Annotated in this window: 13 protein-coding genes; 7 read left to right on the forward strand and 6 right to left on the reverse strand. The window is 36.8% G+C overall.

Going from position 1 to position 11,187, the window contains the following annotated elements:
* Nucleotides 1–860: 860 nt before the first annotated feature.
* Both KI363_RS20875 and KI363_RS20880 read right to left on the reverse strand, forming a co-directional pair.
* The gene (locus KI363_RS20875; protein ID WP_212967529.1) at nucleotides 861–1,373 is read right to left on the reverse strand and encodes a GNAT family N-acetyltransferase; all 513 of its coding nucleotides are present in this window, start codon (nucleotides 1,371–1,373) and stop codon (nucleotides 861–863) included.
* A gap of 867 nt (nucleotides 1,374–2,240) precedes the next feature.
* The gene (locus tag KI363_RS20880; protein ID WP_212967530.1) at nucleotides 2,241–2,387 is read right to left on the reverse strand and encodes a hypothetical protein; all 147 of its coding nucleotides are present in this window, start codon (nucleotides 2,385–2,387) and stop codon (nucleotides 2,241–2,243) included.
* A 294-nt stretch (nucleotides 2,388–2,681) separates the two neighbouring features.
* Between KI363_RS20880 and KI363_RS20885 the strand changes: the two genes are divergently transcribed.
* Together KI363_RS20885 and KI363_RS20890 are read left to right on the forward strand one after the other, a co-directional pair.
* Nucleotides 2,682–3,773: a hypothetical protein gene (locus KI363_RS20885; protein WP_212967531.1), complete on the forward strand. Its 1,092-nt coding sequence runs from the start codon at nucleotides 2,682–2,684 to the stop codon at nucleotides 3,771–3,773.
* Nucleotides 3,774–3,836: 63 nt separating this feature from the next.
* Entirely contained in the window at nucleotides 3,837–3,974 is a 138-nt protein-coding gene (locus tag KI363_RS20890) for a hypothetical protein (RefSeq protein WP_212967532.1), read from the forward strand.
* 147 nt (nucleotides 3,975–4,121) lie between these two features.
* Here the strand turns inward: KI363_RS20890 and KI363_RS20895 are convergent, their stop codons facing one another.
* The 4 genes from KI363_RS20895 to KI363_RS20910 all read right to left on the reverse strand — a co-directional run bounded on the left by KI363_RS20895 (nucleotide 4,122) and on the right by KI363_RS20910 (nucleotide 6,734).
* The gene (locus KI363_RS20895; protein WP_212967533.1) at nucleotides 4,122–4,628 is read right to left on the reverse strand and encodes an HXXEE domain-containing protein; all 507 of its coding nucleotides are present in this window, start codon (nucleotides 4,626–4,628) and stop codon (nucleotides 4,122–4,124) included.
* A 323-nt stretch (nucleotides 4,629–4,951) separates the two neighbouring features.
* On the reverse strand, nucleotides 4,952–5,254 hold the full coding sequence (locus tag KI363_RS20900) for a DUF6678 family protein (protein ID WP_212967534.1): 303 nt from the start codon (nucleotides 5,252–5,254) through the stop codon (nucleotides 4,952–4,954).
* A 73-nt stretch (nucleotides 5,255–5,327) separates the two neighbouring features.
* Nucleotides 5,328–5,771 (reverse strand): VOC family protein, encoded by a 444-nt coding sequence (locus KI363_RS20905; protein WP_212967535.1) that lies wholly within the window; start codon nucleotides 5,769–5,771, stop codon nucleotides 5,328–5,330.
* Between the two features lie 129 nt (nucleotides 5,772–5,900).
* Nucleotides 5,901–6,734 (reverse strand): helix-turn-helix transcriptional regulator, encoded by an 834-nt coding sequence (locus tag KI363_RS20910; protein WP_246516979.1) that lies wholly within the window; start codon nucleotides 6,732–6,734, stop codon nucleotides 5,901–5,903.
* Nucleotides 6,735–7,098: 364 nt separating this feature from the next.
* On the opposite strand from KI363_RS20910, the gene KI363_RS20915 reads away from it, so the two are divergent.
* The 5 genes from KI363_RS20915 (at nucleotide 7,099) to KI363_RS20935 (ending at nucleotide 10,749) form a co-directional block, all read left to right on the forward strand.
* Nucleotides 7,099–7,662, forward strand: coding sequence for a TetR/AcrR family transcriptional regulator (locus tag KI363_RS20915; RefSeq protein WP_212967536.1), 564 nt, complete (start codon nucleotides 7,099–7,101; stop codon nucleotides 7,660–7,662).
* 144 nt (nucleotides 7,663–7,806) lie between these two features.
* Entirely contained in the window at nucleotides 7,807–8,745 is a 939-nt protein-coding gene (locus tag KI363_RS20920; RefSeq protein WP_212967537.1) for a hypothetical protein, read from the forward strand.
* A gap of 323 nt (nucleotides 8,746–9,068) precedes the next feature.
* Nucleotides 9,069–9,599, forward strand: coding sequence for an RICIN domain-containing protein (locus KI363_RS20925; protein ID WP_212967538.1), 531 nt, complete (start codon nucleotides 9,069–9,071; stop codon nucleotides 9,597–9,599).
* Between the two features lie 341 nt (nucleotides 9,600–9,940).
* The gene (locus KI363_RS20930; RefSeq protein ID WP_212967539.1) at nucleotides 9,941–10,474 is read left to right on the forward strand and encodes an STM3941 family protein; all 534 of its coding nucleotides are present in this window, start codon (nucleotides 9,941–9,943) and stop codon (nucleotides 10,472–10,474) included.
* 119 nt (nucleotides 10,475–10,593) lie between these two features.
* Nucleotides 10,594–10,749, forward strand: coding sequence for a hypothetical protein (locus KI363_RS20935; RefSeq protein ID WP_212967540.1), 156 nt, complete (start codon nucleotides 10,594–10,596; stop codon nucleotides 10,747–10,749).
* The last annotated feature ends 438 nt before the right edge of the window (nucleotides 10,750–11,187 follow it).

An 11,187-nucleotide genomic window follows, 5' to 3' on the forward strand; every position in this document is an offset into this window, starting at 1 on the left:
GCTTTTCTTCTTGAACCGAATTTACAGTTAAATCATTTGGCTCGTAAATCATTTTATTTACATAATTTAATATTGTATAAAAATCATTCATTATTCCACCCCCTTAAAACTCCACGTATTGTCAAAACTAGCTGTGGACTGCATTTATCTCAAATCTCTTTCTTCTCATCATCCTTCTTATAAATCTTTTTTAGAGTTGTGTTGATATTAATTAGAGCAATTAATATAAAACCAAGCATTATGAAAGTTACAATTTCGCCTGTAAAAAAAGACACGATACCTAAAATCAAGGCATATAACCCATACAACCAATTATTCATATAAAACCTCTCTTTTCCGCATAATCATCTAAAGCAATAGTTCTCATTCCATCTACTGTTTTAGTATAAGGTTATCAACACCAAGTTGTAGAGTAGAAAACCCATATCTTACAATTCTTTTTTTTGAAAAGGTTTATATTCTAAATCACCTAACTTAGGCAACTCTGGTCAAATTTTTCAATAGTTAACTCTACTATATCTTCATAGGTTAAATGATTATTTGCTTCTGAATTTCCACATGCTATTAGACTGGTAGAAAAAATCATCTAATACCATTTTTTTAACACATGTTTATGCAAGAAAATCAGCTTCAATAGAATAATTTCCATTGAACCTATGATAACATACAATCAATACTGAAAAAGATTAAAATTGATAATGCGGCAAACGTTGTCTTTATATTCCAAATCTAGCTCAATGAATGAATCCAGAATGGATTCCTGCATTTATTACGTTAAATGGCCCTATTCTACAATACAGAGTGCAAATCTTTGTTTCATAATTGCGCCCGATTGCTTTAATGGTTAACTGTTTTATTACTTAGGGAACAGGGGTGATTAACTTCGACATATAGTATTCATCAACAAACTCATCATTAATAAATAGAGAATGTCTTTTTGTTCCCTCGACTTCAAAACCCATTTTTTTATATAATGATAGACCAGCTTGGTTGCGAATAACTACTGTTAATTCCAAACGGTGAATATCGTGTTGAGTAGCCCATTTTTCCAATTCTATAAATAGCTTTGTTCCTACACCTTGTCCTCGAAAGTTTTCCGATATACCAACAACAATATAGGAAGAGTGCCTGTTTCTTTTCGCATTGCCACCGATAGCGAATAGGTATCCCACTATCTCATTATTTTCGCTTTCAGCTACAAAAATAGTTGAATTATTACTGTCCTTCATACTCTTTATCATCTTTTTTTGACGTTCGTTTTCAACTTCCCTTTCCCCAGCCTCCCAAAGCATATATTCTGAACTTGCTTCTACTTGCTGTATTAAGTGGGAAAGTTTTTCTACATCTGAAACTTCTATTCCTCTTACTATCATTTTTTCTTCCCCTCGTTCATTACTCAACAATATGACCCGTTTGGGTAATAAAAAGTATTTTGAATTGAATTTTGAATCCTATTTTAACATACATTTCTAAACTCTCTTTAAAAACAAAAAAAGAACAGATTTTTTTATCTGCTTTTTCACGAAATCAAGTATTTAATTCGGGTAATCGGAAAATAGTAAGGTATGTTGGGTCAACACTTCTATTTTTCACGTTTTGTTTTATCAAGTTCCTTAGCTATAGAAGACTTTTTTCCTCTTCCGTTTTTATAATTGGTCAATTGTATATGAAAGTAATTAATATATTCTATGATAGAAAAGATGTAAACAGATACAGTAAGCAAAAAGGTAATGGGTCTTTGTCTCAGTAGAACTAAATCCATAATTAGCATTAAAGGCATTACGCATATTAATATAAAGTTGACTTTTTTAAAAATGATAAGAGATTTATATAGATTGGGTAAAACAGCTCTGTTATTTTTCAGCCTTCTCCACCTTATAAACCAATAAAAACTACCCTGTAATAGAATGAAATTCAAGATAAATAGTGCATATATCAATGAATAGCTATGTTTTGAAGAAAAATAATAAAAATATAGAAAGGTAAAAACAACTACTGCAAAAAATTCTCCTGTAAATAAATATACAAGCCTATTTATTACATCCTTGTTTACATCATTTTTCATTTTAACAGCCCTTTTTATTCAATTATCTGGCCCGTTTGTTGAAGGAAACGGATCTGTGAATTTTAAGTTAGTTTAATATACGCCAATCAACCATAATTCTACACGCTAATCAGAATACCCTTTAATTCAGGACATTATTTTCATTACAATTATCATTTTGCATTTTTAAGAATTTTTACTTCTGCTTAGTGTCTAGTAATCCCTCTGATAATACGGTTACCTTAGCATCTAACTTGTCGATTTTATCAGCATTTTTCTTTACCTCTTGTTTTACATCTCTTACTTCTTTTGATAATTGACTTGAAAAACAATGAAACTGCAAATACATCGCGACCGAGTAGTCGTTTCATTCACTCTTTTTCTTCTCTTCATTCACACCTTTAAAAGTGATTAATTATAAGCTTACCATAATCAATCAAGGCCTCCCACTATTCCTTGCAAATAGCGTAAAGTGCTGCCTATGAATATAACAATGCACGATATCTTGTCCCTAATGATTTCATTTGGAATGTTGGTGGTATTTATAATAATATTAGTGTATGGGAATCTCCCCCATTCCTAAATTTACTAATAGGTTTCTTATTATGTAATGAAATCGTGGAATTGAGGTGTGGCTTTGAGAAACGTCGATTTTTTTTCTGATAAAAATGAGAAGAAGGAAAAATACCGATCAACTTTAGGCCTTTATCTCATAGGCGGAGTGTTTGTCTATCTTTACAGCATTCCAAATATATTTTTTGTGTATATTGATGATTTTTGGCGTTTGTTTGCAGTACTACTCTTTTTAAGTTATTTTGTGATGAGTGCAGTTGCTTCATATATTGTTGTTTACCGTCGCCCAAATTATGAGCCACTCGAGACAAACCTGCTTTTTTTCACGAATTGTTTGTGGTCAATGGTTGCAATCAATTTATATGGAATACAGGCGCTTGTGGATCAACCATTTTATCAAGATCTTTATATTAATCTTTTATGGACCCAATTGTTATTAATTATATTCTCATCCATCAAGTGGATCCCAGTTCGTACACGAGAAAGGGTAGCTAGTATTATAACTATTATCCTTGGCGCATTTTTTATGTTTCATTTGTTAGGGGTTTTTAATTCGACAAAAGGCTCGGGCATTTATGTGTTTTTGTTTGGGGAGGATGCTGCGGTGGCTCTTATTTGGCCAGGTGTTGCCTTTTTCTTTTCCTTGTTTTGGACACGTGTGATCATGGGCGGGTTTATAGACTTAGACATTACGCCAGAAGAGCGGGTCCGAAGGATGGCAGAAGCGAAAGCACGCGAAGAGGCGTCAGTACAAAAAGTGTCAGAGGAAATGCTGTCAAGTGGGCGTTATTTGGAATATGGTGAGCTAGAATATCCGGATGGAGGTTACCGAGAAAAAGGATCGAAGACATTTGAAGATGTGGAATTTTTATATACGGAAAATGGTGTGCGTCATTTTAGTCGAATAGATTTAAATCCGTCAAAAGAAATGATTTTGTATAAAGAGCATGGACAATGGTATTGTCAAACATCTGGGCAAGAACCAGAACCAGTGTTACTGCCGGAATGGACGATTCAAAGAGAAGAGGAATTACATGAATTTGAAGACGATAAACGTGCATATTTAAAGCGAGCGATCAGAGAGCGTTTAGAAGTCCCACATTTTGTGGAATTGCCGGATGACATTGACGAATCTAGGATCGATAGGTATGAATAGTAAGAATTTAGGGAATGGGCGTTCGAATATTTTTTAAAAAATAATTTGAAGGAGGAATCTTAGGTGAGTGAAACAAATCGAACACAAGTCAGTAAAGACAGTATGATTGTTTACCCAGGGAAAGGGAGAATATTGATGCTTTCGATCCTGTCATTGGCGTTTGTGGCTGTGCTCAAGTTGGAGAGAAAATGGGCGCAGTAATTTTTAATAAAACATTTCTTAAATCAAAATCAACTAATTGCCCAATATACTCTTTTTTTATTAATTAGTTATATATTCCTTCTATTCACAACAATCTTACAAATGAATTAATTTAGTCAATTGCGACGTGTCTTTTCCGTAAATTAGTTAACTCCACTTCTCTCCAATTTTATGACTAAGGAGGAATACTGGTATAAGAAAGACCATTACAATTATTGAACCAACAATCGAGTTCAAGGATAACATATCAGTTTTATAGAAGTGATAGAAAAATAAACTGTAATAGGGAATAATCAATAATAGTGATGTCAAAACTCCTGGAGTGTAGCACCTTAAGTACAAAGCCTGTAATGGGTGGGTAAAAATGTTTAAAGCAAAAAATAGGGTTACCCCCAAAAACAAATAATAATGTTGTGTATTTACGGCTATCAATATCAATGCAGAGGCAAAGACAGAAAACACAAAAACAACGATAGAAAACTGTGCGGATGTAATATCTTTATACTTCTTGAGTTCCTTTTGTGCAAATGAAGGTATCCTTTTACTAATCCGAGGATACGTTTTTTGAAACCATCTTTCGATCGTTATAATTTCCTCTAAATTGTGGAGCATAAATATGATTAGGAAAGACAAAACCCAAACATAAATATCCAATCTTTCACCTCCAATTCTACATTGATATTAATTTGGCCATATTACTTGTTGATACAGATAGGTAAGGGTTTGAAGTTATCGCTCCCTTTTCCCCTGTTCACACCGTACGCGCGACTTTCACCGCATACGGCGTTCCAACTAATCCAATTCATTCAATTCTGTGTATTATTAGATTTGACTTTGCTTTTTTCCGATTCAAATTGTATGATTATGACATTGTAATCGAAGGTCATTAAGTTTTTCCAATTGCTTGTTAGACAGATTTAAGACCCCCCAAAAAATGGGGGCGGCTTTTTTCAGATAAAGAGGGGAAGAAAACATGATTATATATAATCAATAAATGTTCCCGGTTTTACATAACCGTAAATCCTAATCCTGTTTTCCAATAACTCACCAGGTACGTGTATTTCCCTGAGGATGTTCACCAATTCCTCTTTAATTTTTGCATTTTCAAACTTAATTTCCAACCATTCTACTGTATTGTACTCCCCTGTACGGAAATGATAGTACCAATCTCCATCCCAATAGCTGATATATCCAGTCTCGATATCTTTTGTTCTCCAAAAAACTTGTTTTGGGAACTCAATCATGGCCGTTCTAATTTCATCCCATTTGGTATCATTCATTAAGGGGTGATACCCCATATATTAACCCTTCCCTTCACCCTGTATTTGAAATTTTATACCTTGGATAAGCTCGTTACCCGATTTCCTCAAGCGGTACATCCTTTATATGTGTTGCGATCCACCAAATGTGTCCAAATGGATCCGTTACTCCCCCGCGTCGATCACCTTCAGAATGATCTTCTACAGGCATCAATTCCTTTGCACCTGCATCAATAGCTTGTGCAAAAAGAGCATCTACGTCCTCAACATAAAGAAAAATATGCATCGTAGTTCCTCCAAGAGACTCGGGGCTCTTCATAACCGAGTATTCGGGAAACTCGTCCACGATCATAATTGGTGAATCTTCAATCTTGATCTCCGCATGCCTTACCTTTCCACTATCGTCTGTGACACGCATCAATTCAGTTGCTCCAAACGCCTTTTTGTAAAACATTATGGCATTGGCAGCATCCTTGATAATCATGTACGGTGTCACCGCGTGATGCCCCTCCAGTATGGCTTTTGTTTTAAGTGTCATAAAAAATTCCTCCAATTCATTATAATTTGGATACATTTATCCCCCAAAATTAGGTCAAATACAGGGAACGATCGCATCAAATTTATTCTAAGTCATATTGGAATGAGTTGTATTGTAAAAAAAATGACCCTACTCGCCAAGCGGAACATGATTTTTTTGTTTACCTTGATGCAAGTGGTAGGTTGTTGGGCTAAAGCCGGAAAAAGACCGAAAATCGTGGATGAAATGTGCCTGATCATAATAACCGTAGGTTAAAGCAATATCAGTCCAATCTACTTGCTCTTCACCTTCGATGACACGAAGCACATTCTGAAAGCGCTGAATACGGCAGAATTGTTTGGGTGTCAATCCAACTTCTTCCTTGAACACTTGAATAAATCGTCTTGAACTCAAACCGATTTGTTCAGTCACATCAGCAATCTTCCACTGATGAGGGGAAGCCTGAAATTTCCTAAGCGCGAAAACAACAGCGGGGTGGTGTGACGTGGGTTGAATCATCAGCTCCATTAAATATTTCTCAAGAATTTTAAATTTGGCAACCGGCGTTTCAGCTTCAAGGAGCTGTTCTCGCAATTCATCCGCTTTCGTCCCCCAAAGTGTGTCCAACGACACATGCTCATTACGCAGTTCATCAGCTGGTAAGCTAAGAAAAGGTAAAGCACCACCGGGCTTAAAATGAACCCCTATTGTTGACACTTGACAGGCTGTGTCGATAACAGCAAAATTTGAATGCGGACCAGAGATCAAGCTTCCACGTAAACTTTTGAACTGTTCATGATTCTTTTGATCGTATACCTTAATCAAGTCTTCTTCAAGATTGATAATCAATTCCATAGACCCGTCAGGAAGTACACGCTCCATTTTGTGAGATGGGTGATAGCCTTTATATAGCCAAAAGATATTTACATAAGCCGACAAGGGGGGATGAGGATGGTATACACGAAAAAGAGTCAAGGCGATCACTACCTTCAATTGATCTAAATAACACATACTATATTTTCAGTTTACGTCAAAACATGAAATTTTTAAACTATTCTCAGCAAAGATATCGTTTAGAATTACTGGGGTGAAAGGGAATATTTGTGGCTTTAAAATAAAGTTTAATCAAAAATATCTCACAAACCCATATTTTACGACAAATAAAGAGAATCCTTTTTGAAAAAAGATTGATCAAAATGAATTCTTTTCCAACAGATTTAAGTTTTTCATACAAAAGATTGATCATTTTCTACCTAATTAAACGAAGATAGGAAAAAGTACCCTTGAAACTAAAGGGAATATCAATATTATTTAGAGTGAACGTTCTATATAAAAAGGGGATAAAAAAATGAGTCAATCTTTAAAGAAAAAAGCTATTCTTAAGTCAGCCGAATCACTATTTTATAATCATGGATTTCATGCAGTTGGTATGAAAAAGGTTATTGAGGATGCAAATGTAGCAACTATGACGTTATACAACCATTTTGCATCCAAGGAACAACTTATAGAGGAGGTCCTTAAGCAATGTGAATCACAATATTGGTCATACCTTCACTCATATGTTGAAAAAGATTCAAAGTCTCCTTTTTTACAAGTCGTAAAAGGCCATGGGAAATGGCTGAATGAAAAGGGAAGGAATGGCTGCATGTTTCTTCGGGCAAAAGAAGAATTTGCTGATATAGACAACCAAATAGAACAAATTGTACGGAATCACAAGAATGACCTATTTCAATACCTTCAAGGTCTTGCTTTAGAAAATGGTTTTAAGCAATGTGATAGTATCGCTTCCCAAATGATGCTTTTATTAGAGGGATCAACCTCAATGGCAGAGATTGTTGGACCCCAGAAAGCAGAAGAACAAGCCATTCAGATGCTGAACTCACTTTTAAAAACATGGAAGAAACAAGTATAGGTTAAGTAAAATTAATTTTTTAGATCAGCGGTACGATGTCAAGACTCTACTTTAAACTAAATCACCATTTATAAGGCTTAAACATAAATAGCCTTTCGAATGGCCCTTTGAGCAAGTAAACTTCAAGGAACAGGGGGACAATTTATGACAAACCCGATACAACCGAGCAAGTGCATCAAGTGTGGAAAACCGGTATTACCCGACCCTGAAACCCCCGGAGTCTGGGTGGATCAGGAGAATGGCCGCCACTGCGGGGAAGATCCCCGGCAACCTCATGAGGGTGGCAGCCCAGCTGTTGCCGATGTCGAAAAGAAGAGCAACCTGAAGTTAATTCTTATCATCGGCGGGGCCATAACCGCTCTGATTTCCCTGGTTGCCGTCATCGCAATTACTCTGGCAATAGTATTTTTGTCGCCGGATGGATTCTTTTCATCAGACAACAAACCACAAGCGAAAAATCCACCTGCACCGGATACGGTTGAGCCGGGGAAAGATTCCACCGACCAGTCGGCTCCCGGGGCCATCGTGCCCTGCAACCCGGATATGCCCCACAGCTTTCAATGTTTTCCGCCGGATGAGGTGACGGGAGAGCAGTTCCTGGAACGAATTGCCCAGAGTACGCAATGGAATTGCTTCAAACTGGGTGAAGAAGGCAACACAACCGGTTCAGTCGGTTCGTGTGAAGGTAGTGACAACGAAAAGTCGCTCGGGGTCTCCTATAATACGGACACGCTTGATGAACATGGCACGATGAATGAAGTCGCCTTACATGCCAGCGCCTCCACAACAGAGGATCTCGATCAGACACTTGAGGAAGTAATCAACATAGCGTTACCCAACTTATGGCCGGATAACAAAGAATGGCAGCAGGAAGCCGCCGATCTGCTCACTCAAGTGAAGGGTGAATGCTTCAAAGAGGGGGCACATCCGATAGACCCTGTGATCGCTCCCATGTCACTGGGATATGAGATTACCTGCACCGCTCCTATATCGTTAAATATAGGGGCTGAAGATGGCAGTACGTTTACGTCTGTCTCACAGACTCTCCGCATCGAGGCTCCCCTCTTTCCGAAGAACCGGTAATGGGAATAATCCGCGTTGAATATGATGAGTTTGATAGTAAAGGGCGTTGTGAAACACAATATTGGTAAGATCATGCCATTCATATGTTGAAATCACTTTTAAAAACATGGGAAAAATAAGTAAAAGTCTATGTATAAGAAAGGATGCAATGGAAAGCCTCCCTTTTTTAATAGATTTGGAGATTTTCACGGCAAAATATTCTTGAAGCGAGCGTCACGAAATGAAAGAGATTGAGTGCTCATCTGGATAAACAAGCATAGAACAATAAGTTCAACTAAACATCTAAATGTTTGCAATTTTAAGAAAGGAAAGGTGATGTATCAATGATGAGAATCAAATGGAAAACATTCATTCACGGGGTTACTACCGCAATTGTGGCACTAATGGTTATGGGTATTATTGCTTTTCCAGCATCAGCTGAACAGAGCGAGGAAACTAGTATCCAGGCATCTGCCAGCATCCAAACCTTCAAAAACCAATGGACTGGTAAATATATGGGTTCAAATCCTCTAATTCGGAATAATATGGAACAAAGCGCTATCAATCCTAACATGTTTGTCAATATCAAACCCGCCTCCATCAACTCCCCAGAAAAGTGGAGAGTTGAGCACTGGCGTGATGGAACAGTGGAATTAAGACATTACAGCATTAATTACGCACTTGATGATAGCGCCCACGGTTTCCGGTTTTACCCAAGAAACAAAAGCCAATACCAAAGTTGGTGGGTCGTCAGGCATTCTGATGGAACCATCTCATTTAGGAATCAGAAAACTGGTAGATGTATTGACGACACTACCCAATATGGCCTAAGAACAGCTCCATGTAATTATCTTGCTTACCAAAGGTTTTATTGATGCTGGATTTCCTATAACGTTCATGCTGGGTTGGCTAGTAGTAGTATTATCCAATCGAGCGAACGAAAACCATTTGTGCTACCCAGAAAAAGAAACATTTTCTTGCCCCAACAACGTTTAAAAAACGAGAGAAAGCTGGACTAGGTCCGGCCGCATGGGTTTTAAAAAAGTAAAGACATGTTCTCGACAGTGGTCAAAAGCTGGTAAGACAGCGTTCCTTGCTGTCTTACCAGCTTTAGGGCACTCTCTGGATAGGTGTCGGAATATTCTTAGGACACTTTTTATAATTAAAAACCGTTAAGTTATATAATACATATTTTAGGCCTAGGGGGTTCACATGTATGGATGATTTTATTATCATGCCAAAAATGAAAAGGATGATTATGCTTGCATTTATTTCTTTAGTTTTTGTAATACTGGGGATTTATTTTTTAACGAGTGGACAATTTGAAAGTGCGAAAGGACCGATGATTATAGGGGCTCTTACAATAATCATTTTTGGTCTTTGTTTTATATATTATGTCATTGTACTCATTAAAAGGGAGCCGGCCATTATTATCTCCAAAGATGGGATTTTCGACAAATCCAGTTATATTGGAGCAGGCCTTGTTAGATGGACCGAAATTGAAGCTATTGATTTCATCAATTTTTCAGGCCAAGTATATCTTGGCATTTTTACAATTGATCGGAATTTGGTCATCAACCGGATGACCGGAATTAAAAAAGTGTTCACTCAAATAAACAAAGGCTTATTAGATACTCAGGTTAATATACCGGTAAAAAATCTAAACTGTTCCATGGATGAATTAGTTGATGCAATTAATGAACGTTGGGAACAGGCGCTCAAGACCTACAATAAGCAACCAAGAGCCTAATGCGGGAACACCTTTGAGTGTGTTAGTACCTTAGATAAATTACTTGATGACTTAAGGTTTTTGTATGTTCAAAAAGGGAACAGAAAGAGGGAACAATAAACTCCGAGGAGAGCTGCAACATGGGGAGACGGTTAGAGTGTACAATCTTTTTACATGAAATCAAGCGTTTACGCATAGACCACGACAATTGCAAGAATGAAAAAATGAAACCAGTCATTCAAACAGATATTTCGCTAATAGAAAAGGCTTTGGAAGAGTTGAAAAAACAAGGCTAATCTTAAAGGGCTTTTATACTTATTATATTTTGTGGAAGATGTAAAACTATAACAGAGTTCTCGCAACGACATATTAATTCAACAACAAGAATGATCTAAAGTATGCTCACTTATATTACCATTAATCAAACAAGATGCTTTCAATAAACTCAGATTCATTTTTGTATATTTTATACATGAAGTACATCAATACCGTACCGGCAAAAAAGGTAGATGTCTCACTAATGTTATCTTCGACGAGTATGATTGTTTTAAATGAAAAGTCATCAGGTTTAATGGTAGCGATATGTGTCATTTATTATTACAGTACGGATGTTTATGGCAAACTAAAAATGTAGGTTATGGCACTTCTTTTATGCATGGCCTATAGGGCTATGCATAAAAGAAAAAGCCACTTGCTAACAACTCAATAATTAACTACACTTCCTGTTGGACCAT

Origin of the sequence: Lederbergia ruris (assembly GCF_018332955.1) — a bacterium.
Classification (GTDB): domain Bacteria; phylum Bacillota; class Bacilli; order Bacillales; family Bacillaceae_C; genus Lederbergia; species Lederbergia ruris.